At 68.3% G+C, this 26731-nt stretch carries 20 protein-coding genes and 2 pseudogenes; 1 reads left to right on the top strand and 21 read right to left on the bottom strand.

The features are described from left to right. Nucleotides 1-12: 12 nt before the first annotated feature. The 20 genes and pseudogenes from lspA to C996_RS0106635 form a co-directional block, all read right to left on the bottom strand. Nucleotides 13-516: a signal peptidase II gene (lspA, locus tag C996_RS0106545; protein ID WP_018866654.1), complete on the bottom strand. Its 504-nt coding sequence runs from the start codon at nt 514-516 to the stop codon at nt 13-15. Next, entirely contained in the window at nt 516-3362 is a 2847-nt protein-coding gene (ileS, locus tag C996_RS0106550; protein ID WP_018866655.1) for an isoleucine--tRNA ligase, read from the bottom strand. The genes lspA and ileS overlap by 1 nt, the downstream gene beginning before the upstream one ends. A gap of 33 nt (nt 3363-3395) precedes the next feature. After that, nucleotides 3396-4358, bottom strand: coding sequence for a bifunctional riboflavin kinase/FAD synthetase (locus tag C996_RS0106555; RefSeq protein ID WP_018866656.1), 963 nt, complete (start codon nt 4356-4358; stop codon nt 3396-3398). A gap of 54 nt (nt 4359-4412) precedes the next feature. After that, nucleotides 4413-5993, bottom strand: coding sequence for a murein biosynthesis integral membrane protein MurJ (murJ, locus tag C996_RS0106560; protein ID WP_018866657.1), 1581 nt, complete (start codon nt 5991-5993; stop codon nt 4413-4415). Nucleotides 5994-6341: 348 nt separating this feature from the next. Next, complete coding sequence (locus C996_RS0106565; protein WP_018873518.1) at nt 6342-6545, bottom strand: cold-shock protein; 204 nt, start codon at nt 6543-6545, stop codon at nt 6342-6344. A 434-nt stretch (nt 6546-6979) separates the two neighbouring features. Beyond that, the gene (locus C996_RS0106570; RefSeq protein WP_018866658.1) at nt 6980-7699 is read right to left on the bottom strand and encodes an SDR family NAD(P)-dependent oxidoreductase; all 720 of its coding nucleotides are present in this window, start codon (nt 7697-7699) and stop codon (nt 6980-6982) included. Nucleotides 7700-7971: 272 nt separating this feature from the next. Then, nucleotides 7972-10131, bottom strand: a complete 2160-nt coding sequence (locus tag C996_RS0106575) for a bifunctional diguanylate cyclase/phosphodiesterase (RefSeq protein WP_018866659.1) — start codon at nt 10129-10131, stop codon at nt 7972-7974. Then, nucleotides 10128-11906 carry a SpoIIE family protein phosphatase gene (locus C996_RS0106580; protein WP_018866660.1) on the bottom strand — a complete coding sequence of 593 codons (1779 nt, stop codon included), beginning with the start codon at nt 11904-11906 and terminating at the stop codon, nt 10128-10130. Before C996_RS0106580 ends, C996_RS0106575 begins: the two co-directional genes overlap by 4 nt. Nucleotides 11907-11914: 8 nt before the next feature. Continuing rightward, the gene (locus C996_RS0106585) at nt 11915-12220 is read right to left on the bottom strand and encodes an STAS domain-containing protein (protein WP_018866661.1); all 306 of its coding nucleotides are present in this window, start codon (nt 12218-12220) and stop codon (nt 11915-11917) included. A 123-nt stretch (nt 12221-12343) separates the two neighbouring features. Further along, nucleotides 12344-13543, bottom strand: a complete 1200-nt coding sequence (locus tag C996_RS0106590; RefSeq protein WP_026279228.1) for a methyl-accepting chemotaxis protein — start codon at nt 13541-13543, stop codon at nt 12344-12346. An 11-nt stretch (nt 13544-13554) separates the two neighbouring features. Next, a complete protein-coding gene (locus C996_RS0106595; RefSeq protein ID WP_018866663.1) occupies nt 13555-14634 on the bottom strand; it encodes a chemotaxis response regulator protein-glutamate methylesterase in 1080 nt (359 codons plus the stop codon). Next, nucleotides 14635-15258: a chemoreceptor glutamine deamidase CheD gene (cheD, locus tag C996_RS0106600; RefSeq protein ID WP_018866664.1), complete on the bottom strand. Its 624-nt coding sequence runs from the start codon at nt 15256-15258 to the stop codon at nt 14635-14637. Beyond that, complete coding sequence (locus tag C996_RS0106605; RefSeq protein ID WP_018866665.1) at nt 15258-16079, bottom strand: protein-glutamate O-methyltransferase CheR; 822 nt, start codon at nt 16077-16079, stop codon at nt 15258-15260. Before C996_RS0106605 ends, cheD begins: the two co-directional genes overlap by 1 nt. A gap of 20 nt (nt 16080-16099) precedes the next feature. Continuing rightward, nucleotides 16100-18346, bottom strand: a complete 2247-nt coding sequence (locus tag C996_RS0106610; protein WP_018866666.1) for a methyl-accepting chemotaxis protein — start codon at nt 18344-18346, stop codon at nt 16100-16102. A 26-nt stretch (nt 18347-18372) separates the two neighbouring features. Next, complete coding sequence (locus tag C996_RS0106615) at nt 18373-19152, bottom strand: ParA family protein (protein WP_018866667.1); 780 nt, start codon at nt 19150-19152, stop codon at nt 18373-18375. Between the two features lie 19 nt (nt 19153-19171). Then, nucleotides 19172-19693: a chemotaxis protein CheW gene (locus C996_RS0106620; protein ID WP_018866668.1), complete on the bottom strand. Its 522-nt coding sequence runs from the start codon at nt 19691-19693 to the stop codon at nt 19172-19174. Nucleotides 19694-19713: 20 nt separating this feature from the next. After that, nucleotides 19714-20952 (bottom strand): annotated as a pseudogene (locus tag C996_RS14850) (chemotaxis protein CheA); the annotation flags it as partial. An 80-nt stretch (nt 20953-21032) separates the two neighbouring features. Beyond that, nucleotides 21033-21753, bottom strand: a pseudogene (locus C996_RS14855) (Hpt domain-containing protein); the annotation flags it as partial. A gap of 2 nt (nt 21754-21755) precedes the next feature. Next, nucleotides 21756-22118 carry a response regulator gene (locus C996_RS0106630; RefSeq protein ID WP_018866670.1) on the bottom strand — a complete coding sequence of 121 codons (363 nt, stop codon included), beginning with the start codon at nt 22116-22118 and terminating at the stop codon, nt 21756-21758. After that, nucleotides 22111-22419, bottom strand: coding sequence for an STAS domain-containing protein (locus C996_RS0106635; protein WP_018866671.1), 309 nt, complete (start codon nt 22417-22419; stop codon nt 22111-22113). Before C996_RS0106635 ends, C996_RS0106630 begins: the two co-directional genes overlap by 8 nt. 229 nt (nt 22420-22648) lie before the next feature. Here C996_RS0106635 and C996_RS0106640 point away from each other — a divergent pair, with 229 nt between their 5' ends. Next, nucleotides 22649-24577 carry a GNAT family N-acetyltransferase gene (locus C996_RS0106640; RefSeq protein ID WP_018866672.1) on the top strand — a complete coding sequence of 643 codons (1929 nt, stop codon included), beginning with the start codon at nt 22649-22651 and terminating at the stop codon, nt 24575-24577. Between the two features lie 6 nt (nt 24578-24583). Here C996_RS0106640 and C996_RS0106645 read toward each other — a convergent pair whose 3' ends face one another. Next, nucleotides 24584-26599, bottom strand: a complete 2016-nt coding sequence (locus C996_RS0106645) for a methyl-accepting chemotaxis protein (protein WP_018866673.1) — start codon at nt 26597-26599, stop codon at nt 24584-24586. Nucleotides 26600-26731 lie beyond the last annotated feature (132 nt).

Genomic DNA, 26731 nt, shown 5'->3' on the forward strand with positions numbered 1-26731 from the left:
GTGCTCCCGTGTTCAGTGCTTGTCTTCGGAATGGCTGTGGTCACCCTCGATGAAGGTCGCCACGATCAGCGTGATCGCCCCCACCACGATGGCCATGTCCGCCACGTTGAAGGCCGGCCAGTGATAGCCCGCCCAGTGAAAGTCGAGAAAATCCACCACCGCGCCATAGCGCACGCGGTCGATCAGGTTGCCCACGGCCCCGCCCAGTACCAGGCCCAGGGCCGTCACCGACCACCACGCCCGGCGCGGCAGGCGGGCCAGCCAGCCGATGATCAGCAGCCCGATCACCACGGCGATGCCGGTCAGCAGCCAGCGGCCCCAGTCCCCGGCGCCGGCCAGGAAGCTGAAGGCCGCACCGGGGTTGTAGACCAGCGACAGATTGAAGAAGCTCGTCACCTCGACCGGCGCGAACAGCGTCAGCGCGTGCTCCGCCCAGACCTTGGTGACCTGGTCCGCGACCACGATCGCGGCCGCGATCAGCAGCCCCGGGCCCAGACCGGAACCCCGCAGTTGCATCAGGCGAAGTGCCGGGTCTCGCCCGGGCCTTCCACGTTGCTGACGCAGCGTCCGCACAGTTCCGGGTGCTGCGCGTGCTCGCCGACATCCGGACGGCGGTGCCAGCAGCGCACGCACTTGGGCTGTTCGCTCTTGTGCACCACCACGCCCAGCGCTGTCCCGTCTGCCAGTTCGGCGGTATGCGCGTCTTCCGGGGCGGTGCCCTCGGCAAGGCGGGCCTCCGAGGTGATCAGGACGAAGCGCAGCTCGTCGCCCAGGCGCTCCAGCAGCGTGCGCGCCGCGGAGTCGGCCGGCAGATGCAGGTCGATCTCGGCATTCAGCGAGGCGCCGATGCCCTGTTCGTTGCGGGCGAGTTCCAGCGCGCGGGCGACGTGGGTGCGCACCTCCAGGATGCGGTCCCAGTCACTGTCGGAGAACGCCGCGTCTTCCGGCAGCGGGGCCAGCCCCTCGTACCAGGTCGCGAACAGCACGCTGTCCGGGCGCTCGCCGGGCAGCAGCTCCCAGATCTCCTCGGCGGTGAAGGTCAGGATCGGGGCCACCCAGCGGGTCAGGGCCTCGGCCACGTGGTACAGCGCGGTCTGCGCCGAGCGCCGGGCGTGCGAATCCGCCTGCGTGGTGTACTGGCGATCCTTGATCACGTCCAGGTAGAAGCTGCCCAGCTCCACCGAGCAGAAGTTGTGCACACGCTGGTAGATCTGGTGGAACAGGTAGTCGTCATAGGCTTTGGTGACCTGCCCTTGTACCTGCAGCGCGCGGGCGACGATCCAGCGATCCAGCGGCAGCAGCTCGTCCAGGGGCAGGGCGTGCTCGGCCGGCTCGAAGCCGTTCAGGTTGCCCAGCAGGAAGCGTGTGGTGTTGCGGATGCGGCGGTAGGCATCGGCGGTGCGGTCGAGGATGTCCTTGGAGATCGCCATCTCGCCGGAGAAGTCAGTGGCCGCGACCCACAGGCGCAGGATATCCGCGCCCAGGGTGGAGACAACCTCCTGCGGCGCGACCACGTTGCCGCGCGACTTGGACATCTTCTCGCCCTTCTCGTCCACGGTGAAGCCGTGGGTCAGCACCGCCTTGTACGGCGCCGCGCCGCGCATGGCCACGCTGGTCAGCAGGCTGGACTGGAACCAGCCGCGGTGCTGGTCGGAGCCTTCCAGGAACAGGTCCACCGGCAGTCCGCCCAGTTCCGGGCGCTTCTCCACCACCGTGGAGTGCAGCACGCCGGAGTCGAACCAGACGTCGAGGGTGTCGTTCAGCTTCACGTAGTCGCCGGCCTTGTCGCCGAGCAGTTCCTTCGGATCCAGCTGGAACCAGGCCTCGATTCCGTCACGCTCGATGCGCTGCGCGACCTTCTCGACCAGCTCCGGGGTATGGGGATGCAGGCGGTTGGTCTCCTTGTGCACGAAGAACGGGATCGGCACGCCCCAGTTGCGCTGGCGCGAGATGCACCAGTCCGGGCGGTTCACCACCATGCCGTGGATACGCGCCTGGCCCCAACTCGGCATCCATTGGGTGTCGGCGATCGCCTTCAGCGCGTCGGCGCGCAGCTCCGCGCGATCCATGCTGATGAACCACTGCGGGGTCGCGCGGAAGATGATCGGCGTCTTGTGGCGCCAGCAGTGCGGGTAGCTGTGCTCGAACTTCACCGCCACGATCAGCGCGCCGTGTTCCTTCAGCACGTCGATCACGTGGCCGTTGGCCTGATGCACGTTCTCGCCGGCGAAATGCGGGGTGTCCGGGAGGAAGCGGCCGTCCGGGCCCACCGGATTTTCTACTGGCAGGCTGTACTGCAGCCCGACCGCGTAGTCCTCCTGGCCGTGGCCGGGGGCGGTGTGCACCGCCCCGGTACCGGTCTCGGTGGTCACGTGATCGCCCAGGATCAGGGGAACGTCGCGCTCCAGGAACGGGTGGCGCAGCATCAGGCCTTCCAGCGCCTGGCCCTTGGCCCGGGCGACGATCTTGCCTTCGCCCAGGGAGTAGCGTGCGAGGCAGTCCTCGACCAGGTCCTCCGCCAGCAGTATGCGCTCGTGCTCCAGCTCCACCAGCGCGTAGTCCAGTTCCGGGTGCAGGGCCACCGCCTGGTTGGCCGGCAGGGTCCACGGCGTGGTGGTCCAGATCACCACGCTGATCGGGCCGCGCGAGCCGTCGATGCCGTCGAAGCGGCGCAGGAAGTCGATGTCGTCGACCACTCGGAAGCGCACGTCGATCGCCTGCGAGATCTTGTCCTCGTACTCGACCTCGGCCTCGGCCAGGGCCGAGCCGCAGTCCACGCACCAGTGCACCGGCTTCTCGCCCATCTGCACGTGGCCGCGCTTGAAGATGGTGCCCAGCGCGCGGACGGTGTCCGCCTCCACCTGATAGTTCATGGTCAGGTAGGGATTGTCCCAGTCGCCCAGCACGCCCAGGCGCTGGAAGTCCGCACTCTGGCCGTCCACCTGTTCCTGGGCGTATTCCCGGCAGGCCTTGCGGAAGGTCGCGGCATCCACGTCGCGCCCGGCCTTGCCCAGGTTCTGTTCCACCTTCAGCTCGATCGGCAGGCCGTGGCAGTCCCAGCCCGGCACGTAGGGCGCATCAAAGCCGGCCAGGGTGCGGCTCTTCACGATCACGTCCTTGAGGATCTTGTTGACCGCGTGGCCGACATGGATCGAGCCGTTGGCGTAGGGCGGGCCGTCCGCCAGCACGAAGCGCGGCCGCCCGGCACAGTGCTCGCGCAGGCGCTGGTAGCGGTCCTCGGCCTTCCAGGCCTCCAGCCATTCGGGCTCCCGCGTCGCCAGGCCGGCGCGCATGGGGAAGGCCGTCTCGGGCAGGTTGAGGGTGTCCTTGTAGGGATTCGGCGGTGCCGGTTTGCGTGCCATGAGCGAGTTCCGGATCGGCCCTGGGGGCCGGTTTCAGTCGAGTTCGGAGAGTTGCATGCGGGCCGTTTCGACGTCGCGCGCGATCTGTGCGCGCAGCGCCTCCAGGCCCTCGAAGCGTTGTTCGCCGCGCACCTGCGCGACCGGCTCGAAGCACACGGCCTCGCCGTACAGGTCGGGCTGGCCCTCGAGCACGTGGGCCTCCAGGCGCTGTTCGGTGCCGTCCACGGTCGGGCGCCAGCCGATATTGGCGACCGCCGGCAGGGCCTCGCCGGAGGCGCGTCGCAGCCAGCCGGAGTACACCCCGCGCAGCGCCAGCGGCCAGGGCCCCAGGCGCAGGTTCGCGGTGGGGAAGCCGATGGTGCGCCCGCGCTTCTCGCCATGCGCGACCCGACCGTGCAGGCGGTAGGGCCGGCCGAGCAGCTCGGTCACCCGGGCGAAGTCCCCGGCGACGGCCGCGGCGCGCACCCGCGTGCTGCTGATACGGCCCTCGGCGTCGCGCACCGTCGGGGTGGACTCCACAGTGAAACCGAGGCGTCGGCCGGCGGTCTGCAGCGCGGCCTGGTCGCCCTCGCGGCCGCGGCCGAAGCGGAAGTCGTCCCCGACCAGGACGTGCCGCGCCCCCAGCCGCTGGTGCAGGACCTCCTCCATGAAGGCGTTCGCCGACAGCCCGGCCAGGTGCGCGTCGAAGCGCAGGATCCAGGCGGCATCCAGGGCGCTGTCGCCCAGGGTGACCAGGCGGTCGCGCAGCCGCTGCAGGCGCCCGGGCGGAGCCGGGGCCTGGGTCCGCGCGCCAAAGTACTCGCGCGGCAGCGGTTCGAAGGTCATCAGGAGCGCCGGCGCCTGGCGCTCCTGCGCCGCCTCGAGCAGGCGCCCCAGAACAGCCTGATGGCCACGATGGAGACCATCAAAGTTGCCAATGGTCACCACCGCGCCGTGCAGGCCGGCCGCCTCGAACGCCTTGCTGTCGGCCGGCCCCAGGCCGCGAATCAGCCGCATCGCCCCGATCCCGCGCAAAACCGCGAGTATAACCCGCCGGGGCCACCCCGGGCATCATTGATCCGCGCCTTCCGTGGACTCGCGCAGCAACAGGTGACGCGGACGCAGCCCGGCCAGCCACAGCGTGGCGGCGAGCGTGGCGGTCCCGGCCAGAATCAGACCCGCGAGCGCCATAAGGCGTGTATCGATGGACCACTCGGTCCACTGGCCGAACTCGGGCGAGAGCCAGGCCAGCACGCCGATCATCGCGGCCAGGCCCAGCGGCAGCCCGAGCCGCAGCCGGCGCAGGCCCGGGCCCGGCTGGTAGATGCCCTCGCGGATCAGCCCGCGATAGAGCAGCCCGGCGTTGATGTAGGCGGAGGCCGCGGTGGCCAGCGCGAGCCCGGCGTGCGCCCCCGGCATACCGGAGAGATACCACGGCAGCACGAAGGCCCCGTTCAGCACCATGTTCCAGAGCATGGCGATGATCGCGATCTTGACCGGGGTCTTCGTGTCCTGGCGGGCGAAGAAGCCGGGTGCCAGGACCTTGATCAGGATGAACCCGGGCAGGCCCAGCGCATATGCGGCCAGCGCCATCGCGGTCATGTAGGTGTCGAACTGGGTGAAGGCCTGGTACTGGATCAGCGTGGCCAGGATCGGCACCGCCAGCACCACCAGTCCGACCATGGACGGCAGCGCCACCAGCATCGCCAGGCGCAGGGCCCAGTCCAGCGTACGGCCGAACGCGGCCGGGTCGGCCTGGTTGTACTGGCGCGCCAGGCGCGGAAGGATCACCGTGCCGATGGCGATCCCGAACAGCGCCAGCGGCAGCTCCACGAAGCGGTCGCCGAAGTACAGCCAGGAGATCGACCCTGCGACCAGAAACGAGGCGATCAGGGTGTCCACCAGCAGGTTGATCTGCACCACCGAGGTCCCGAGGATCGCCGGCAGCATCAGCTTCACGATCCGGCGAACCCCCTCGTGGGCGCGCCGGAAGCGGGGGCGGGGCAGCAGTCCCGCGCGCCACAGGAACGGGATCTGGAAGGCGAGTTGCAGGGCCCCGGCGATGAACACGCCCCAGGCCAGGGCCATGATCGGTTCCTCGAACATCGGAGCCAGCCACAGCGCGGCCCCGATCAGGGCCAGGTTCAGGAACACCGGGGTAAACGCCGGCACCGCGAAACGCCCGATGCTGTTGAGGATGCCGGCTGCCATCGCGGTCAGCGAGATGAACAGCAGGTAGGGGAAGGTGATCCGCAGCATGGTGGCGGCCAGATCCTCGCGCCCGGCCTCCTGGGTGCCCAGGCCCGGGGCGAATACCCAGATCAGCGCCGGTGCCGCCAGGACCCCGATCAGGGTCACCACGGTCACCACGGTCATCAGGGTGCCGGCGGTGTGATCCAGCAGATCGCGCAGGGCTTCGCGCCCGCGCTTCTCGCGAAACTCCGCGAACACCGGCACGAAGGCCTGGTTGAAGGCGCCCTCGGCGAACAGCCGGCGCAGGAAGTTGGGGATGCGAAAGGCGACGAAGAAGGCGTCGGTCGCCGGCCCGGCGCCGAAGGTGACCGCCAGCACCATGTCGCGCAGATAGCCCATGATCCGGGAGATCATGGTCATGCCACTGACAACGGCGGTGGAGCGGAACAGGCGGTTCATCGCGTGCGGGCGGCCGACGGGAAAGCCCCGCAGTGTACTTGAATCACCCGCACCGGACCGCCGCCTTCGCCACGAGCAAGGGTCAAATCAAGAGCGTTTCACAGGAAGATGGGAAGACAGGAAGGGTTATTTGGGTGCGGGTACTGGCTGAGGGCTCGTGGCATGCTCGGACCGTCAGGCCTGCCCTGTATGCCCACCCCAGTCCCTCTTCCAGTCTTCACGCCTTCCTGTAAAACGCTTTTGACGTTCTTCGTGGTTAATACAGGGCGTCAGGCACGAAAAAGGCCGCCCGGAGGCGGCCTTCTTGGACGGTCCAGTGAAGGAGCCGTCAGCCATGGGAGTGGCGCCTTAGATGGCGGTCACTTCGCCGGCGGCGAGGCCCTTGGCGGTTTCCTGGATCTCAAAGGAGACCTTCTGGCCTTCGGCCAGGGTCTTGAAACCCGAACCGTTGATCGCGGAGAAATGGACGAACACGTCCTTGCCGCCATCATCGGGGGTGATGAAACCGAAACCCTTGCTCTCGTTGAACCACTTCACAACACCAGTATTCACAACTTGTAACCTCTTCATGTAACTAACAAATGTGTTCGCGGCATGCTGCCAACAGATCAACGGGAGCACTGGTTCAGAAACTAGAAACTTCCTAGTGTTGCCGCTCAACCACGAATCACGTCTCCGACTATACGCCGCATCCCCGGCGAAATCCAACGCCCCTCCATGAACTTTTTTTGGCGCTGCGACGCGGATTTTCCGCACGCCGGGGGCCACCACGAAGCGCACGATGGCACGCAGGAGGGCCAGGGCGGTTCACAGGAAGGCGGGAAGGTCGGAAGAATTATTGATTGGGTACGGACAGGGGGCTGGATGTCGGTGCATGCCCCTGCTCGTCAGCCCTGCCCTCAACGCTTCAGCCCGATCCCCCTTCGGATCTTCCCGTCTTCCTGTCACCCGTCCTTGATCTTTTGGGTGGCTGGGACGGCGCTGCGTCAGAGCTGGCGGATGTCGACGAAGCTGCCGCGGGTGGTCTGGTGCAGGCGGGGCAGGGCGTCGAGGATGGCGCGGGCGGCGTCCTCGGGGTTGGGCATGTCGCGGGTGCCGCGCGCGGCCTTCAGGCGCTGGAGGACCGGAAAGCTCTCGCGGTCGGCCTCGTCGCACAGGTAGTCCTGCATCGCAGTATCCACCAGGCCCGGGGCGAAGGCGTTGATCGCCGTCTCTTCCGGGAATTCGTGGGCGTAGAGCTGCATCATCATGTTCAGCGCCGCCTTGGAGAGCGAGTAGCCGCTCCAGCCGGCATGCCCGGAGACCGAGGCGCCGGAGGAGATGGCGATGATCTGGCCAACCCGCACGCGGTGCTTCAGCAGCGCGTCGAGGATCACCTTGTTGGCGAAGGTGTTCACGTCCATGAGCAGGCGTAGCTCGTCCATCGGCGCGTCCTGCATGCGCTGCATGTGGCCCAGCAGTCCCGCGTTGAGCACCACCAGGTCCAGCGAGTCCACGCCCTGCAGCAGGCGTTCCATCGCGGCCCCGGTGGCGGTGAAGTCGCCGAGGTCCACCCGCTCGTCACCGCTGACCCCGGCCTCGGGGCAGCCGCGACGGCTCATGCCATAGACGTTTGCGCCCTGTTCCAGCAGTACCCGGGTCAGCCCCAGGCCCAGCCCGCTGGAGTTGCCGGTCACAAGCGCCGAACCAAAACGGCCGTCCTGCATATCGCTCTCCTTCGAGATTCCGAATGTCTGAATTGTCTACCACGAAGCGCACGAAGGCACGAAGAAGGGCAAGGGCGGTTCACAGGAAGACGGGAAGTCTGGAAGGATTTTGGTGGGTACTGGATGGGCGTCTGAGGCATACCCGAGAAGTCCGGCATAGCACTCGCGCTTCATCCCATATCCCTCTTCCGGTCTTCGTATCTTCCTGTGCAAATGCTCTTGATCTGGCCCTACTTCGTGCCTTCGTGTGCTTCGTGGTGAATTAAGAAGGACTACCCCGGCGTACGGGGACGTTCGCGCCACTGGCGTTCGAGGTCGGCGGCCGGCATCGGGCGGCCGAGCAGGAAGCCCTGGATCTCGTCGCAGCCCATCTCGCGCAGGAAGCGGTGCTGCTCCTCGGTCTCTACGCCTTCGGCCAGCACCCGCAGTTTGAGGGTCTTGCCCAGGCCGATGATGGCGCGGGTGATGGCCTCGTCGTCCGGGTCGTTGCCGATGCCCCAGGTGAACTCGCGGTCGATCTTGAGTGTGGTCAGCGGCAGCCGCCGGAGGTAGCGCAGGGATGATTGTCCGGTGCCGAAGTCGTCGATCGCCACCGACACCCCGAGGTGCACCAGGCGCTGGAGCATGGCCGCGGCCGCGTCGATGTCCTCGACCAGGACACTCTCGGTGACCTCCACCTCCAGGCGCTCGGGGGCGAGCCCGGCTGCCTGAAGCGTCTCGAGGATGCGCTCGGGCAGGTTGGGGTCGGCGAACTGGCGCGCAGAGAGATTGATCGCCAGGCGCAGGGGCGGCAGGCCCTTGCGGTCCCACTCCACCAGTTGTTGCGTGGCGGTGCGCAGCACCCAGTCGCCGATCGGCACGATCAGCCCGGTCTGTTCCGCCAGCGGGATGAAATCCGCCGGCGAGATCATCCCGCGCTCCGGGTGGCGCCAGCGGACCAGGGCCTCGATGCCGACCGTGTCACCCCGATTCAGGCCGGTCTGCGGCTGATAGTGGAGCTCGAACTCGCACTGGCGCAGCGCCGTGCGCAGCCCCTGCTCCAGTTCCAGTTGCTCGCGCGCCTGGGTGTTCAGCCTCTGCGTGTAGAAGCGACAGGTGTTGCCGCCGGCGTTCTTGGCCTCGTGCAGGGCGCTGGTGGCATGGCGCAGCAGGTCGTCCTTGCCCCGTGCATCCTGCGGGAACAGGCTGACGCCGGCACTGATCGTCGCCACATGCTGGCCATCCCCCAGGGCGAACGGCTCGGCGCAGTGTTGCAGGATGGCCTGCGCGCGATCACGGGCCTCGGCCGGGTCCGCGATCGCGGTCAGGACCAGGGCGAATTCGTCCGCGGCCAGTCGTGCGAGGGTGTCGCGTGGCTGCAACTGATGCTGCAGCCGTTGTGCCAGTGCGTTCAGCAGGGCGTCCCCGGTGTCGTGTCCCAGGGTGCTGTTGATCGAGGTGAAGCGGTCGATGTCCAGCAGCAGTACCGCCAGTGGTTCCCCCTGGCGCTCGGCCTCGTCGAGGGTGGCGCGCAGGCGGGTGCGCAGCCCGGTCCGGTTGGGGAGGCCGGTCAGGGCGTCGAAATTCACCAGCTTGAACAGGGCCTGTTCAGTCTTCTCGCGCTCGGTCAGGTCCTGGTGGATGCCGAGGATGCGCGTGGGCGTCTCCTCTGCGCGTTCGCCTTCGGCCAGCATGTAGCGTTCTTCGCCGTGGGGCAGCAGCAGGCGATGCCGGATGGAGAAGCGGTGGGTCTGGCCGTTGGCCAGGCGCAGCAGGGCGAATGCCAGCGCGGCGCGATCATCCGGATGGGTGGCCTCCACCAGGGCCTCGCGGGTCAGGGTGCGGGGCTGGTCGCCATGTCCGAAGAGTTTGCTTGCCTCGGGCGAGAGGTGGACCTCGTCGGTCTCCAGGTCCAGGTCCCAGTGGCCGATGCGGGCCACACGCTGTGCGGCCAGCAGGCGTTGATGGCTGTCCTGCAGGGCCTGCTCGGCGCGCATGCGTTCCTGCACCTGATGGGTCAGCAGGTCGATAGCCTCGCGCAGGTGTTCGGCCTGCTCCGGTGTGTCGTCCGGCCGGTCCGCGCGCTGTTCGCGCAGGACCGCGAACTGCAGCGGCTCTAGGGCGTGCTGGCAGGTCCCGATGTCGATCAGGGCGGGACGGGGCCGGCCGTCCTCGCGGACCAGGTCCACCGGGTCGCGCCGCGGGATCCAGCCCTCTGCCCGGGTCGCCTCGCGCAGCCGCTCGTGCAGGTCGAAGGCCGGGTCTCGCGGCGTGATCAGGCGGGCCAGATTGCGGCCGTCCAGGCTGCAGGCGGTGGTGCCGAACAGGCGTTCCGCCGCCGGGTTGGCGTAGCGTACGGTGCCGTCGGCCGTGACGAAGAGGATCGCCTCGCTCAGCGCGTTCACCAGATCGAGCGGGGCGGGGCTTTGACGGGGCTCCAGGGCGCAGGTCATGGCGTATCGCCGGATTCGCGCTGGGCGTCGGGGTCCGCTTGCCAGCGGTAGTCCGCCTCGACCCGGTTGCCGCTGCCGTGATAGCGCACCTGTTCGCACAGCTGGCGCACCAGAGTCAGTCCGCGCCCCCACAGGCGCTGGTCGCCGCGGCCCTCCAGGGCTTCCTGGATCCGCTGGTGGTCGAAGCCCGGTCCGCTGTCGCGCACGCGGATGCGGATGCAGTGCTGACCATCCAGCGGGCGGTAGCGCAGGGAGAGGGCGATCCGGCCGCGGATGTCGCTCAGGGCCGCGGCGCGCTGGTGATAGTACTGCTCGAAGCCCTCCACCGTGGCCTTCATGCCGGAGTCCAGCCGCAGCACGCCGTGTTCAAAGGCGTTGTTGCACAGCTCCGCAATCACGGTCTGCAGGGCCTCGGCGTGCCCGCCCCCCAGATTCGGCAGCCATTCGCGGAGCTGGTTGCGAGCCGCGCCGACCAGGTCGACTTCGGCCAGGCGCTGGTCGCTGGCCTCCAGGGACCAGCGCAGCGTGCCCCGAAGCTCGCGGCTCTGCGGTCGTTCGCTCTCGGTCACTACCGCCGGGCTGCAGTCGATGGTGACCAGGGTCATGTCGTCGGCGGGGGTCTGATCGCCACAGTGGAGATCCAGCGCCTTGCGGATGCGCTCGAAGGCGGTCCCGGCCGATTCGCTGGCCTGGCAGTGGCGGAAGATCGCGTCCTCGCCAAAGGCCGTTCCAGCGATGTCGGTGGCTTCGAGGACGCCGTCGCTGACCAGCGTCAGCCAGTCGCCGTCGTCGAGCTCGTAGCTGCGCGCCCCGGTGTCGAGGTCCAGCCGGTCGAGGATACCCAGGGGCATCGCCTGGGACTGGATGCGCCGGACCCGGTCCTGGCGGGTATTGCACAGCCAGGCATCCGGCATGCCCCCATTCCACAGACGCACCTGGCGGCCATCCGCGGAGAAGGTGGCGAGCAGCGCCCCCATGAACATCGCCGGCGGCAGGAAATCGTGCAGCACATGGTTCAGCTCGTGCAGCAGCTCCTGGTCGTCCACGCCGGCCTCCGTCAGGGTGTGGAAGGTCTCGCTGACCGGGTAGGCGCCGATCGCCGCGCTCAGGCCGTGGCCGGTGAAGTCGCCCACCAGCACGCGCAGGGCCCCGTCGGGCGTGTAGTCGGACAGCACCACGTCGCCGCTGAAGGTGGAGGCCGCGCAGCGATGCAGCTGTAGTCGGTCCAGCCCGCGGTTGCGGCGGGTGATGGCGCGCGAGAACAGGGTCTCGGCGGTCTCCTCCTCCCAGGCCTGGCGCGCCTGGGCGCGCAGCAGGGCGGCGTTGCGGCTTTGCAGGCCGGTGTGCAGGTCGCGCAGGCGCTCCATCGCGTGGATCTTGGCCTTCAGGATCGCGAGGTTCAGCGGCTTGCTGAGGAAGTCGTCGCCGCCCGATTCGATCGCCCGTAGCAGGGCGTTCTCGTCGTCCAGGGCGGTCAGGAAGATCACCGGGATGAAGTGCGCGCCCATCTCCGCCTTGATCCGGGACGTCGCCTGGTAGCCGTCCATCTCCGGCATCATCACGTCCATCAGGATCAGGTCGGGGGCCTGCTCCCGGCAGGCCTGCACGGCCGTCCGGCCATCCGAGGCCTCGCGCACGTCGTAGCCGGCGCCCACCAGCATCATGCGCAGCAGCCGCCGGTTGTGCGGGTCGTCGTCGGCGACCAGTACCCGGCCTTCGCCGGAGATCAGGTCACCGGGCGGGGTCGAGCGCGGCTCGGGGGCGGTGTCGTCCACGGGGCCGGTTACTGGATGCGGAACAGGCGGCCAAAATTGGCGATGTCCAGTACCTTGCGCACGCCCTCCGAGGCACCGGTGATGCTGACGTCGGAGAACTCGCCGCCGGCGTGTTCGCGCAGCAGGAGCAGCATGCCGAGTGCGGAGCTGTCCATGTACTCGGTATGGGCGAGGTCGACGATGTAGCGCACGCCGGTCCCGCCGGTGTCGCGGTAGGCGGCGCGGAAATCCTGGTGCTGCTCGAAGTCGAACCGGCCCTTGACCCGGATGCGGACTTCCTTGCCGTCGTCGGAGGTGTACTGCTCGATGCTCATATGCGGTTCCTGGCGCTGTGGCGGGCTTCATGCCCGGTGAGAGTTGGTACGCGGCCCCGGGATTCGCGATCGGGTACGCGATCGGGTACGCGATCGGGTACGCGGGGGTTCGACGGAAAATCCTCAGAACAATTCCACATCCCCCGTGCCCATGTTCTGCTGGTTGACTGCGCGGTGATAGGTCTCCTGGCGGCGCTCGCGCCATTCGCGCACGCGGGTGGCCATGGCCCGCGCGTCCTCGGTAGAGCGGGCCTCGTGCAGGATGCTTCGCAGCTCCTGCAGATGTGCCACGGCCTCCTCCGCGGTGCCCAGTGACTGGCGGGCGATGTCCTCGAACTGCAGCGAGCGCACGGCGGTCGCGACCGCCTGGTTCATGCGCTCGCTCAGCTCGGCCTCCTCGCGGATGCGGTCCTCGAGCTCGTCGGTGGCGCGCTGCGCGTAGGCGAACAACCGGGTGATGCGTTCCTTCTCGCCCATACTTTGGTTCATGTCGCGCGAGGCCATGTCGTGTACGGTCCCGTGGACCTTGTTGATCGATTCGCGGGCCTGGTCGATCTGCGCGCGGATGTCGTCGTGGAAGGTGGCCGAGCGCTGGGACAGCGAGCGCACCTCTTCGGCGACCACCGAGAAGCCGCGCCCGGCCTCGCCGGCCCGCGCCGCCTCGATGCTGGCATTGAGCGCCAGCAGGTTGGTCTGCCCGGCGATCGCGCCGGCGCTGTCCAGCAGCTTGAACACCCCGTCCATGTGCTGGCTCATGTCCTCCATGTGGTGGGCGCTCTCCACGCTCTGCCGGCTGATCTGCACCAGGGTGTCGATGAACATCTGCAGGGTCTCGTCGGACTTGCGGGTCAGTTCGGTGATGACCTCGGCGTGGGTCATACCCTGACCGTCAGCGCCCTCTCGCGCGACATCGCTGGTCATCAGTTCCATCTGGCGGCCGGCGATCTGGTGCATCTCGTTGAAGCTGGTGCCCAGTTCCTGCACGGCATCGGCGATCAGCCCGCGCTGGCGGCCGATCTCCGCCTCCAGCTGGTCCAGCTCGAAGCGCATCGCCTGGTCCAGTGCGTCGGAGAGTTCGCCGCCGCCGGTGGGCTGGCTCGCGGTCATGTCCGCGCTGGATTCGGCCGCCGGGGCCGGCCCGCGCAGATACGCGCCTGCGGTGATCAGGGCCGCCAGTCCGGCCAGGATTGCGGCCCCCAGAGCGATCCAGCCGGCCCCATTCAGTGCGGCGAGGATCGCCCCGAGCAGGAGCAAAACGGCGAGGCTGAGCGCCAGCCCCTTCTGGGTGATGTCACGGGTCAGCCATTGCATACGGTGGTCCATTCCGGTGGCTCCTATTCGCCGGCTGCGGCGGCTTTGCGGTGATCGCGGATCAGCGCGGCGGCGATCCGGCCCAGCGGCAGCACCTGGTCGGCGGCGTCCAGCTTGACCGCCTCGCCGGGCATACCCCAGACCAGGCTGGTGCTCTCGTCCTGGGCGATGGTGTGGGCCCCGGCCTCGCGCAGCGCCTTGAGCCCGCGGGCCCCGTCGTCACCCATGCCCGTCAGCAGGGCGGCCATGACGTTGGCCCCGGCCTGTTCTGCGGCCGAGTTGAACAGCACGTCCACGCTGGGGCGATGACGGTTCACGGGGCCGCTGCGGTCCAGGCGGCAGACGTAGCGGGCGCCGTCCCGCGCCAGACGCAGGTGGTAGTCGGTACCCGGGGCGACGTAGGCATGCCCGGGCATCACGATGTCGCCGTCCTCGGCCTCCTTCACGCTGAGCGCGGTGTTCCGATCCATGCGTTCTGCAAAGGCGCGACTGAAGCCGGAGGGGATGTGCTGGGTGATCAGGATGCCCGGCGCGTCCGGCGGCAGGGCCGTGAGCACCTCGCGCAGGGCCTCCGTACCCCCGGTGGAGGCCCCCAGGGCGATTACCCGGTCAGTGGTGCGAAAGCGCGCCGCGCCCGCGGAGGCGAGCCGCTGCGGCGCTGCTGCCGGGGTCGCGCTGCGGGCCTGCAGGCGGATGCCGGCCGCGGTGCGGATCTTGTCGATCAGCACGTCGGCGTAGTCCTGCAGGGCATGCGAGACATCCATCTTGGGTTTGGTGACGAAATCCACCGCGCCCACCTCCAGCGCCTCCAGGGTCACATCCGCACCCGCCTCGGTCAGCGAGGAGACCATCACCACCGGCATCGGGCGCAGGCGCATCAGATTGCGCAGGAAGGTGATGCCATCCATCTTCGGCATCTCCACGTCCAGGGTCAGCACGTCGGGTTCGTGCTGCTTGATCTTCGTGCGCGCGTCATAGGGGTCGGAGGCGGCGGCGACCACCTCGATGTCCGCGGCCTGCGACAGGATCTCGGTCAGCAGCTTGCGGATCAGGGCCGAGTCGTCGACGACCAGAACGCGGATGGGCTTGGCATTGGCAGGCATCTAGAACAGCTCCACGTCGCCCTGCAAGGGATCGTCCTGCAGTCGGCGGCGGTAGTCCTGCTCACGCTCGAGCAGGGTGTTGTTGTGCAGGGCCACGAGCTTCTTGATGCGCACGCGCCCGGTGGCGGGGAAGAAGACGACCTTGCGCGGCCAATGCCCGCCGACGTCCTCGGCGACCAGGTCCAGGTTCTCCTCGCGCAGGAAGCGGCGCAGGAAGGTGATATTGCCGGCACCGACGTCGGTCATCCCGGCCATTACGCGGCCGCCGCCGAACATCTTGACGCGCAGGTCGCTTCGCTCCGCGCCCAGCTTCAGCAGTTCGTTGATCAGGAACTCCATCGCATGGGTGCCATAGCGCGTGGCATTGGAGACCGCCGGTCCCCAGCCGCTGTTACGGGCGCCGTCCGGCAGCATGAAGTGGTTCATGCCGCCGATGCCGGCCGTAGGCGACCACACGCAGGCGGACACGCAGGAGCCCAGCACCGTGGTGATCAGTTCGGTCGGGGAGACCGAGACGTAGCACTCCCCCGGCAACAGCTTCGCGGCCGGGCAGGCGTGCACCCGGTCCCAGTAGCGATTGATGTGCGCGAAGGCGCCATCGTGCAGCTGCGGCAGGGCGGACATCAGGCCGCCCTCCGGTACAGCGTCTGCTCCAGCAGCCGGAAGTCCTCGGTCACGCGGAACAGCGACTCGGAGTGCCCGATGAACAGGTAGCCCTCCGGGCGCAGCAGTTGCGCAAAGCGTTCCACCAGCTGCTTCTGTGTCGGCTTGTCGAAGTAGATCAGCGTGTTGCGGCAGAAGATCACGTCCAGCGGGCCCTTCATGGGCCATGGGTCGAACAGGTTCAGCTGGCGGAAGTTCAGCATGGCGCGCAGCTCGTCGCGGATCTTGACCCGGCCCTCGTTGGCGCCAGTCCCGCGCAGCAGCCAGCGCTTCTGGCGCGCCTGCGGGATGCCGGTGACGCGCTTGGCGTCATACACCCCGGCATCGGCATGGGCGACCACGCGCGAGTCGATATCGGTGGCGAGGATGCGCACATCCTCCGGCGACGGCAGGGCCTCGGCCAGCGTCATCGCGATGGAGTAGGGCTCCTCGCCGGTGGAGCATCCGGCCGACCAGACCTTCAGCGGGCCGGTTGGGTTGGCCCGCCGGAGCTCCTCCAGCACCGGGCCGCCCAGCATCTCGAAGTGGTGCGGTTCGCGGAAGAACGCGGTCAGGTTGGTGGTCAGGGCATTGATGAACTGCTCCAGCTCGCCCTCGTCGCCCCCCTCGACCCGGTCCAGGTAGGTGTCGAAGGCATCCAGGCCGAGCACGCGCAGCCGCCGCGAGAGCCGGCTGAAGACCAGCTCCTTCTTGCTCTCGTTGAGCATGATCCCGGTGCGTTCCTGCGTCAGGCGCGCCACGCGCCGGAAGTCGCGCTCGCTCAGGCGATCGGAGGCGGCCATCTAGCATCGAGCCTCCATCCTCAGAACTCCTCCCATTCTTCGGAGGCCTCTTGGCGCGAGGGGGCCGGGGCCGGGCGCTTGCTGGCGGCGTTGCCACTGGCAGAGGTGGGCCGCTTCAGCGCGGAGGCGCCGCTCTGGGCGGGCGCGCCCGCCGGGGCTGGACGGGCACTCGGCTGCCTCATCGCCTGCCCGGCGGCCGCGGCCTGCTCGCCCTTGAAGAAGCTCATCAGCTCCAGCAGTTCGCGCGACTGGTCGTCCAGGGATTCGCTGGCGGCCGCGGCCTCCTCGACCAGGGCGGCATTCTGCTGGGTCACCTCGTCGAGCTGGGTCACGGCCTTGTTGATCTCGTCGAGGCCGGTGGACTGCTCCTCGCTGGCCGCGGCGATCTCGGCAATGATGTCGGAGACCTTCTTCACCGAGTCGACGATGTCCTCCAGGGCCTTGCCGGAGTTGTCGACCAGCTTGCTGCCTTCGCCGATGCGCTCCACCGAGTCGTTGATCAGGGTCTTGATCTCCTTGGCGGCCTGCGCACTGCGCTGGGCCAGGTTGCGCACCTCGGTGGCGACCACCGCGAAGCCGCGGCCCTGCTCACCCGCGCGGGCGGCTTCCACGGCGGCATTCAGTGCCAGCAGGTTGGTCTGGAATGCGATCTCGTCGATCACGCCGATGATGTCGGCGATCTTCTTCGAGGACTGGTTGATCTCGCCCATCGCGGTCACGGCCTTGTCGACCACCTCGCCGCCTTCCTGGGCCTTGTCGCGGGCGGCGCTGGCGAGCTGATTGGCCTGCTTGGCGTTGTCCGCGTTGGACTTGACCGTGGAGGTCATCTCTTCCATTGACGAGGCGGTCTCCTCCAGCGAGGAGGCCTGTTCCTCGGTGCGCTGGGACAGGTCGGTATTGCCCTGGGCGATCTCGGCCGAGGCCGAACGGACGTTGCCCGCGCCTTCGAGGATCTGCCCCACGAGCTGGTCGAGGTTCTCCAGCGAGGTGTGGATGGCGTCGCGGAACTCGGCGAATTCGCCGCGGAACTCGCCCTGCATGCGCACGCTCAGATCGCCCTCGGCCATGGCCTGCATCACCCGAGAGCCCTCGCGCACCGGCGGGACGACGGCGTCGAGCAGCTCGTTCAGGCTCTCGGCGATACTTTGGGTGAATCCGCTGTAGCGCTCGGTCTCCAGGCGTTCGCCCAGGTTGCCGCTTGCCGCGTCGCGGATCAGGGCATCGATCTCGGCCTCGGCGGTCCGCATCTCGGTGACATCCCGCCACTCCAGCATGTTGCCGGCATAATTGCCGTCGTCGTCGATGATCGCGGTCGCGTTAATCCAGAAGCGCAGGTCGCCCAGGCTGATTTCGGTTTCGTACGGCAGCCTGGACGGGTCCTTCAGGATGGAATGCTGATGCGACGGGACCGAGTGAAACTGGTCAATGGACTGACCCACCATGTTGTATGGGTCGAAGCCTGGAAACGCCTTGGTGAAGGCCTCGCGGTGTTTCTGGAACATCGCGGTCAGGGCGGCGTTGGCGAAGGTGATGGTCATGTTCTCGTCACACATCATGAGCGAGGACGAGGCGCCGTTGATCGCGGCCGCAAAGCGCGCGCGCTCGCGGTCCGCCTCGTTCCATTCCGTCACGTCCTGCCACTCGACCATGCTGCCGATGATCCTGCCGTTGTCATCGGTGATCCCGGATGCCTGCAGCTTGAATTCGAGTCCACCGACCTCGATCTCGGCGGTGTAGGGCATGCGTGCCGGGTTCGACAGGATGGTGCGCTGATGTGACGGGTCCTTGTGGAATTGGTCGATCGACTGTCCCACGAGGTTGTCCGGATCGAAGCTCGGGAAGTGCTGCTGCAGGATGTGGCGGCGTTTCCGCAGCAGACTGACGACCGCCTCGTTGGCGTAGATGATGTTCATATCGTCGTCACACATCATCACCGCCATTTGCGACCCCTCGCAGGCGGCACGCATGAAGCGGCCGTCCATCATCTCGTTCGGGTCGGTTTCTGGGGCGTCGGTTTGCGGATTGGCGGCCATGGGGGTGTCCTCGCTTGGCTTGTTCGTATGGCGCGCGGCCGAGTTGCGGCGGCGGGCGGGTTTGTTGGTTTTCGGCGTCTCGGTTTTCGGGCCGGACTTGGTTTCGGGGGCGGCTTCGTCCGAAGCCGGGCGCTCGCTCGAGGCCTCGTCGGAGCCCGGTTCGCGGGCCGCGCTGGATGGGTCCATCCAGCCCAGCGGGTCGTTGCCCAGCTTGTTGCGTTTGCGTGTGGTCATGGCCCGTGTTCTCCCTGGCTCGCGGCTCAGGCGTGTGCCGCCGTCGGGCGGGTGTTGGTTGGCGCCCCGGCCGCGATCAGGTCGGCGGCCAGTTGCTGGAAGTCCGCGGCCGCGCGGTGGCGCGGCTGGTACTCGAAGATCGTCTGCCCGAAGCTCGGGCTCTCGGCCAGCACCACCGACTCGCGGATGGTGGTGGGCAGCAGGGCATCGGCGAAGTGTTCGCGGATGCGCTCGCGCACCTCGCGGGCGTGGCGGCGCTGTTCGACAAAGCGCGACAGCACGATCCACTTGCGACGGCTCGTACCCAGGCGCGCCTCGATGCCCTGCAGGATGCGCATCAATCGCGACAGCCCGTTCAGGGCCAGGAAGTCTCCGGCGACCGGGATCAGCATCTCGTCGGCGGCGATGATGGCGTTCATACCCAGCAGGCCGGCCGACGGCGGGCAGTCGATCAGCACGAAATCGAAGGGCTGTTCCAGTCTTTCCAGCGCCTTCTGCAAGCGCCAGCCACGCGCGGCTCCACCCTCGTTCAGGTTCTCGACCTCCTGCAGCTGTTCTCCGGCGGCGACGATCTGCAGCCCGTTCCCGGCTTCGCTGAAGGCGTCCTCCAGGCGCGCGCCACCCTGCAGGACCTGATCCAGGCCGGCCGGGTCCTCCAGCCCGAAGGCCATGGAGAGATGCCCCTGCGGGTCGGCGTCGATCGCCAGCACCCGATGCCCGGCCAGGGCCAGGGCATGCGCCAGGTTCAGGGTCACGGTCGTCTTGCCGACGCCGCCCTTCTGGTTGATCACCGCGATGGTCCGCATGGTTCCCCGCAGCCCCCGGCTACGCCGTGGCCTCCGCTTCGATGGCGTCGGTGCTGGCAATCAGGCCCGGGCCGAGCAGGGTGTCGATGTCCAGCATCAGGATCATCTTGTCGTCGACCGTCGCCAGGCCGCGTACGAAGTCGATCCCGATGCGGGTATTGAAGTCGGGGGCCGGCTGCATGTCGTCCGCGCCTACGCTGTAGACCTCGGACACGGCATCGACGACGATCCCCATCACGCGCTCGCGGTCCTCGTTGATCACGCGCAGCATGATCACCACGGTGGTCGGGCCGTATTCCATCGGTTCCATGCCGAAGCGCAGGCGCATGTCGATGATCGGCACGATCATCCCGCGCACGTTGATCACCCCGCGGATGTAGTCCGGGGCATTGGGCAGCGGGGTGGGCCGTTCCCAGCCCTTGATCTCCTGCACCCGCAGGATGTCCACGCCGTATTCCTCCTCCGCGAGGATGAAGGTGAGGTACTGGTCCTCGCCGGCGGTGGCGGGGTCGTGGATGGACTGGGTTGCGTCGTTCGCCATTGCGTTGGGCTCCTTGATTTTTACGCCGCGCGGGTGTCGCGCCCGGAGGCCATCCGCGCGATCCCCGCGACATCCAGGATCAGGGCCACCTGGCCGTCCCCAAGGATGGTCGCGCCGGCGGTGCCGGGGACCTTGCGGAAATTGGTTTCCAGCGTCTTGATCACGACCTGCTGCTGGCCCAGGAGGTCGTCCACGCGCAGGGCGACGCGCTGGTCGTCGGCCTCGGCCACTACCAGCAGGGCGCGCTCCGGCAGCGGGCTGGGCTCGGCCCGACCGAACAGCGCGGCCAGATCGACGATGGGGATGTATTCGTCCCGCAGCCGGTACAGTGGCAGCTTGCCGAAGGCCTGCTTTACGTTCTCCGGCTGCGTCTGCAGTGACTCGACGATCGCGATCAGCGGGATCACGAAGGTCTCGTCGCCGATCTTCAGCAACTGACCGTCCATGATCGACAGCGTCAGCGGCAGGCGGATGGTCAGGCGCGAACCCTTGCCCGGTTCGGACTCCAGTTCGACGTTGCCGCCCAGGCCACGGATATTCTTCTTCACCACGTCCATGCCGACGCCGCGGCCGGAGAGATCGCTGACCTGGTCGGCGGTGGACAGCCCCGGCTCGAAGATCAGTTGCAGGATCTCGTGGCGGTCCAGTTGCTGGTTCGGGCCGACAATCCCGGCGTCGCGGGCCTTGGCCAGGATGCGGTCGGCATCCATGCCCTTGCCATCGTCGCGGATCTCGATGACCACGTTACCGCCGCGGTGGTAGGCCTCCAGACTGACCTGGCCGGTCTCGGGTTTGCCCGCCGCCGCGCGGACATCGGGCATCTCGATGCCGTGATCCACGGCATTGCGCACCAGGTGCACCAGCGGGTCGCCCAGGTGCTCCATGACCGTCTTGTCGATCTCGGTGTATTCGCCCTTCAGGGTCAGCTCGATCTGCTTGCCGAGCTGCCCGGAGATGTCGTGCACCAGGCGCGGGAAGCGGTTGAAGACCTGGGCGATCGGCACCATGCGGATGCCCATCACGCTTTCCTGCAGCTCGCGGGTATTGCGCTCCAGCTCCGCCAGGCCGGTGCGCAGGCGCTCGATCTGCGCCTCCATCTGCGAGGGGTCTTCCTCCAGCTGTTCGCTGATATCGGTCAGCATCGACTGGGTGATGACCAGCTCACCGACCATGTCGATCAGCGCATCGATCTTGCCGGTGTTCACCCGCATGGAGCTGGATTCCGCGCTGCGGTTATTGCCGGCGCGCGCAGCGGGTGGCTCGGCGTGGGTCTCCGTGGCAGGGGAATCCGGGGGCGTAACCGGTTGCTCTGCCACTGTGTCCGGGGCCGTCTCGGGGACGGCAAGGGGTTCGATCTCCAGGTCGCATTCGTCCTCAACCCATTCGAAGACCTCTTCGATCTGGTCGCGGGTCGCGTCCCCTTCCAGTTCCAGGGTCCAGGCGAGATAGCAGTCCTCCGGGTCGAAGGCCTCTGCGCTGTCCGGCAGGCGGTCGGTCTCGCAGTGCACGGTCAGTCGGCCCAGCTCCTCCAGCACCTCGAACATGCGCAAAGGGTCGTTGCCGGTGCGCATCAGGTCTGCAAAGGGCCGGAACCGGATGCGCCAGCCTTGCGGGCCGTCGCCGCCGGTGGGACCGGCCGCTTCGCCCGCCCCTTCAGACGTTGGGGCGGCCGGCGCGGGTTCGCCCAGATGGGCCTCGATCAGGGTGCGTACCTCGGCCACCTCGGCGGCGTCGGCCTCGCCGCCGTCACGGGCGGCATGCAGCTGGGCGCGCAGGATGTCCACCGCGCGCAGCAGCAGGTTCACCGTCTCCGGCGTCGCCTCCTGCTCGCCGTTGCGCATCCGGTCCAGCAGGGTCTCGACGCCGTGGGTGAACTCGGAGATCGCGCCGAATCCGAAGGTCCCGGCCCCACCCTTGATCGAATGGGCGCAGCGGAAGATGGTATTCAGGGTCTCCGGATCGCCGCCGTCCAGCGCCAGGAGTTCGGTCTCCATGCGCTCCAGCCCCTCGAAGCTCTCCTCGAGAAAGGCATCGACGAACTGGGCCATGTCGACCGACATGACTAGCGCAGCACCCGGTTCACGGTGTTCATCAGCTGGTCCGGGTCGAACGGCTTGACCAGCCAGCCGGTCGCACCCGCCGCCTTGCCTTCCTGTTTCTTCTCCGGGCCGGCCTCGGTGGTCAGCACCAGGATCGGGGTGAACTTGTAATCGCCCAGCTTGCGCAGTTCGCGGGTCAGTTGCAGCCCGTCCATGCCCGGCATGTTCACGTCGGTGATCACCAGGTCCGCCTTCGTCCCCTGGGCCTTGCCCAGGCCGTCGTTGCCGTCGCGCCCCTCGGTGACCTCGTGTCCGGCCTGCTTGAGGGTGAATGCGACCATCTGGCGCATCGAGGCAGAATCGTCCACCACCAGAACCTTAGCCATTGTGTTCTCCTGAATCGGTATCGTGTTCCTGCCCCGCACGCGCGGCGGCCGCGTCCGCACCGAGCGCCTGGAAGGCCTGCGTTAAGACGGCGCTTGCTCCGTCGATCGAAAAGCCCTGCGCATGGCGTGCCGCGCTGTGGCGTGCCATCAGCAGGACCTGAACCCCGGCGGCGTCGATATCGGCCACGGTCGTCGCGTCCACCTGAAGGTCCTCGCCGGCATCCAGCGCCACGCGCAGCTCCTGCCAGCAGGCGGTCGCGGTGTCGATGCGCAGGCGTTCGGGCAGCGCTATGGTGGTCATCGCCGTTACCTTTCCGTGAATTCGTTCACACTGTACAGGAGCTGTACAGATATTTCCCAGCTCCTTGTAAAAAACTTGTACGGCTGCGGGTGGGAAAACTTGAGGACGGATTCACATGGAAACGTCGGCAGCGCGCTGGACTTTCGTCGCGCCAGTGTGACCAGATGCCGTGTGCGCCCGCGCAAGCCCGCTTTTTCCATGCAACCTTCGACCCCGGTGAGATGCTGAGATGGAGGCCCGTTCGCTCTACCGACTACCGGCCGACCCGGCGGCCCGGCAGGCCGCCGCGGCCTGGCTGCGGACCGCCGCAGCCCGGGGGCCGGTGCTCTGGGTGGGGCGGCATGTGCCCGACGGCCTGCCGCACGTGGCGCCGGCACAGGCCGGGCACTGGCTGGGCCACGAAGTGCAGGCCCTGGTGTTCGAGGCCGGGGATCCGCTCGCCGTGGATGCGCTGGTCACCGCGGCCGGGCTGCTGCGCGGCGGGGGCACCCTGGTGGTCCTCGACGGCGTCACCGGTGAAGGCGCGTTTACCCGCCGCTGGCGGGCCGCGCTGGCCGAGGCGTGGGTGCGGACGCCCGCATCGGCGGAGGAATGGCCCGAGGTGCCGGCACGTCCGGCGCCCGCCTTTGCGTGGACGCCGGATCAGGCCGCGGCGCTGGATCGTCTCGCGCATCTTGGCGCCGACGAATGCCTGGCGCTGATCGCCCCGCGCGGTCGCGGCAAGTCGACCCTCCTGGGCGAGTTCCTCGGCGGGACACTCCAACACGGCGGGCCCGCGATCACGCTGACGGCACCGAGTCCACGGGCCGTGGGTGCCCTGCTGGCGCGCGCCCGCCGGTGGGTCGACACGCCGGAGCGTCTCTACCGGGCACCGGATATCCTGCTGGAAGCGCCCGAACTCGTGGATACCCTGATCATCGACGAGGCAGCGAACCTGCCGGTGGAGCGCCTGCTGCGCCTCGCCCGCCGTGCCCGGCGCCTGGTGTTGTCCACCACGACCGGCGGCTTCGAGGGGAGTGGCCAGGGCTTCCGGCTGCGTGCGCTGCCGGCCCTGGAGGCGGCGGGCTTCCGGGTGCGGTTGCAAGCCATGGCGACCCCGGTGCGCTGGGTGCCGGGAGATCCGCTGGAGGACTGGCTCGATCGGCTGTTCCTGCTGGAGGCGGAAAGCACGAGCCCGTCCGCCCAGGCCGTCCGTCTGCGTTGGACGACCGGGGCGGCCCTGGCGGGTTTGCCGCAGACCCTGGAGGCCGTGACGGGCCTGCTGGCGGATGCGCACTACCGGACCCGTCCGTCCGATCTTCTGCGCTGGCTGGAGGACCCCGGCGGGCGCGTGCTGTGCATGGAGGGCGTGACGGACGGGGCGCTCTTCGGCGTCGTGCTGATTCAGGAGGAACCCGGCCTGGATCGGGCCCTGGCCGAGGCGGTGTGGGCGGGTGAGCGCCGTCCGCAGGGGCAGTTTCTGCCCTGCACACTGGCTGCTCTGGGGGGCTTCGAGCTGGCGGCGGAGCGTACCTGGCGCATCCAGCGCATCGCGGTGCACCCGCGCTGGCAGGGGCGGGGCCTGGGCGGCCGCCTGCTGCGGGCGGTCGCGGATCGGGCCGTTGCCGAACGGGTGGCGTTGCTGGGGGCGAGTTTCGGACTGCAGCCCGCGTTGCTGCGGCTCTGGCAGCGGGAGGGCTACGTTCTGGTGCGCGTGGGCACCCAGCCGGACGCGGCCAGTGGTCAGGTCAGTGGCGTGGTCCTGCGCGCCCTCCGGCCCCGCACGGCCTCCGGTCTGCAGCCAATCCAGCGCGCCTTTTGGCGCGACTGGCCAGTCTGGCACCCACGCTTCCTGCCGGCATCCGCCGCGGCCATGGTGAGTGCGGTCCTGGAGGAAACGGCCCGGCCGTTGGCGGAGGCCGACCCGGCCACCGATCTCGCGGAGGTTCGAGCCTTTGCGTACCGCGCGCGGCCGCTGGAATGGGCGTTGCCGGCCCTGTTGCGGCAGCTGGAAGCAGCCCCGCCGGCCGATCCGGAAGGCCGCCTGCTGGCGGCGAGCCTGGCCGCGCCTATCGACTGGGCACGCCTGGCCCGCGAGCTCGGGGTGTCCGGGCGGCGCGGCGTCACCCGCAGGCTGCGCCGCGCCGCCCGGACCTGGCTGGAGGTACGTAGCCCGTAGACCGGGTCAGAGCCGGAACTGCGCCAGGGCCTGCTGGATCTCCTTTTCCACCTGCTTGAGTTCGTCGGAGGCGGCGCTGACCCGGTCGGCGGTGTTGGCCGACTGATCCGCCTCGTCGGAGATCTGCACGATATTGCGGTTGATATCCTCGACCACCGTGCTCTGCTGGCGCGAAGCGACCGCGATCTGCTCGGTCATCTCCACGATGGTGGTGACCGACTGCCGGATCTGCTGCAGGGCGCCGTTGACCTCGGCGGTATGCTCCATGGTCGACTCGGCCTCTTCCTGACCCTGTTCCATGGCCTTGACGGCACTGGTGGTGGCGGTCTGCAGGCGCGAGATCATGGACTCGATCTCGTCGGTGGATTCCTGCGTGCGGGTCGCCAGCTTGCGGACCTCGTCGGCGACCACCGCGAAGCCGCGACCATGTTCGCCGGCGCGGGCGGCCTCGATGGCCGCGTTCAGGGCCAGCAGGTTGGTCTGCTCGGCGACCCCGCGGATCACCTCGAGGATGGTCCCGATCTGCTTGGAGTCCTCGCCCAGCTTGGAGACGGTCCCGGCGGCCTGCTCGACGGTGCCGAGCAGCGAGGCCATGGACTCAATGTTCTTCTCCATGACCTCGGAGCCGTTGTTCACTGCATCCCCGGCCTCCTGGCCGGCCTGGGAGGTCGCGTCGGTGTTGCGCGCGATCTCCTCGGCGCTGCTTTGCAGCTCGTTGATCGCGGTGGCGACACGCTCGGTCTCGTCGCGCTGGCGCGAGACCGCCTCGCGGGCCTCGTAGGCCTCCTGGTTCAGGTTCTCGGTGGCGCGGTTGAGTGTCTCGGTGCTGCCGCGTGCGTGGCCGATGGCCTGGGCGATCTTGTCGGTGAAGCGGTTGAAGGCGCGGCCCAGTTGCGCGGTCTCGATCAGCCCGTTCTCGTCCAGACGGCGGCTCAGATCGCCATCGCCGTCGGCGATCTCCTCGAGCGCCGCGGTGGAGTGGGCCAGCGCGCGCCGCACGACCAGGATGATGAACACCGCGCCGGCCAGCCCGAGGATCACGCCGATCAGGGCCAGGATGCCCTGGGTCGTCTGGGTGGCGCGCATGTCGGCGGTCAGGGCGGCGGCGCTGCGTTCGGCGCGGGCAGTGATGCGCTCGCTGAGTCCTTGCAGATGATCGCGGGCCTCGACCAGCAGCGGGCCGATCTCGGTCCGAATCAGGTAGGCATCCTGCAGGGCCTGTTCGCTGCCGTGGATCTCGATCAGGTCGTCCAGCGCGGTGTTCTGGGTATCCAGGGCCCCCTGGAAGTCTTCCAGCGCGATCTGCTGTTCGAAGTCGAGATCGTCGAACTGGTCCATCAGCTGCGCGGTGATGTCGTTGGTGCGGGTGGAGAACAGACGCACGTTCTCGCGGAAGGCGTCATCGCGGAAGGCGATGAACCCGCGCAGATTGGAGGTGACCTGGACCACCGACATGCGCAGCTCATGCAGGGTGTCGAGACGGTCCCAGGAACGCTGGAAGCGCGGCAGGGCCATCTCGGCGTCGATCATCATGTTGGTCTGCTGGGTCATCTCGCGGCTGGCCGGGTTGGCCCGGGCGTTGGCGATTCCCAGGGCCGGCATGTTCTCGGCCGCGTTCTCCGCCACCTCGATCAGGCGGTCCTCGAAGCTGGCGAACTGATCCACCAGGCGGCGTACCTCGGTCGCGCTGGCGGCGAGTTCCTCGTCGGCCGCGATGACCGGATTCTCGTTCAGGGCCCGCGTGGCCGCATCGAGCTCGCGCATCGCGTTTTGCCATGCATCGCGATGCGACTGCTCCTCGCTCATCAGGTAGAAGCCGAGAAACGCCGCGCTCTCCTGCAGCAGCTGCTCGACATCGTTGACCCGGGCGACGGCCGGGTAGTCAGCCTGCGTGAGCTGCTCGACCCCCTGACTGCCCGTGCTCATCGCGCGCAGTGCCAGCAGGGAGTTGATGATCAGGATGGCGACGACCAGGCCGAACCCGGCAATCAGCAGCCCCCGAATGGAGAGTTTGTCCAGCATGCGATGACTCCTTCAGCGCGCCCTGTCCCGGGCGCTTCGCGAACCGGCCGCGGTCTCGGAGAGCGCGGACCCGAAAGGTGGCTATTCAACCCCTGTTACGGCAGACCCCCGGCAGAGTTGAGGGGTGGCCGG

Source organism: Thioalkalivibrio sp. ALE25, assembly GCF_000377285.1.
GTDB lineage: Bacteria > Pseudomonadota > Gammaproteobacteria > Ectothiorhodospirales > Ectothiorhodospiraceae > Thioalkalivibrio.